Source organism: Citrobacter sp. S55_ASV_140 (genome assembly GCF_018919505.1).
Classification (GTDB): domain Bacteria; phylum Pseudomonadota; class Gammaproteobacteria; order Enterobacterales; family Enterobacteriaceae; genus Citrobacter; species Citrobacter werkmanii.
Genome location: NZ_JAHLQZ010000452.1, coordinates 1 through 317, shown reverse-complemented (window position 1 = coordinate 317; position 317 = coordinate 1). Strand labels below are relative to the sequence as shown.

1 protein-coding gene is annotated in these 317 nt (G+C 52.1%); it reads left to right on the top strand.

Features of this window, described 5'->3' with window-relative positions; translation table 11 throughout:
- The coding region (locus tag KQJ18_RS24490; protein ID WP_253297575.1) for an EF-Tu/IF-2/RF-3 family GTPase at window positions 1-317 on the top strand (317 nt) is incomplete at both ends.

The following is a 317-nucleotide window of genomic DNA, read 5'->3' as shown; positions in this document are numbered from 1 at the left end:
CGTGGTTCTGCTCTGAAAGCGCTGGAAGGCGAAGCAGAGTGGGAAGCGAAAATCATCGAACTGGCTGGCTTCCTGGATTCTTACATCCCGGAACCAGAGCGTGCGATTGACAAGCCGTTCCTGCTGCCTATCGAAGACGTATTCTCCATCTCCGGTCGTGGTACCGTTGTTACCGGTCGTGTAGAACGCGGTATCATCAAAGTTGGCGAAGAAGTTGAAATCGTTGGTATCAAAGAGACTGCTAAGTCTACCTGTACTGGCGTTGAAATGTTCCGCAAACTGCTGGACGAAGGCCGTGCTGGTGAGAACGTTGGTGT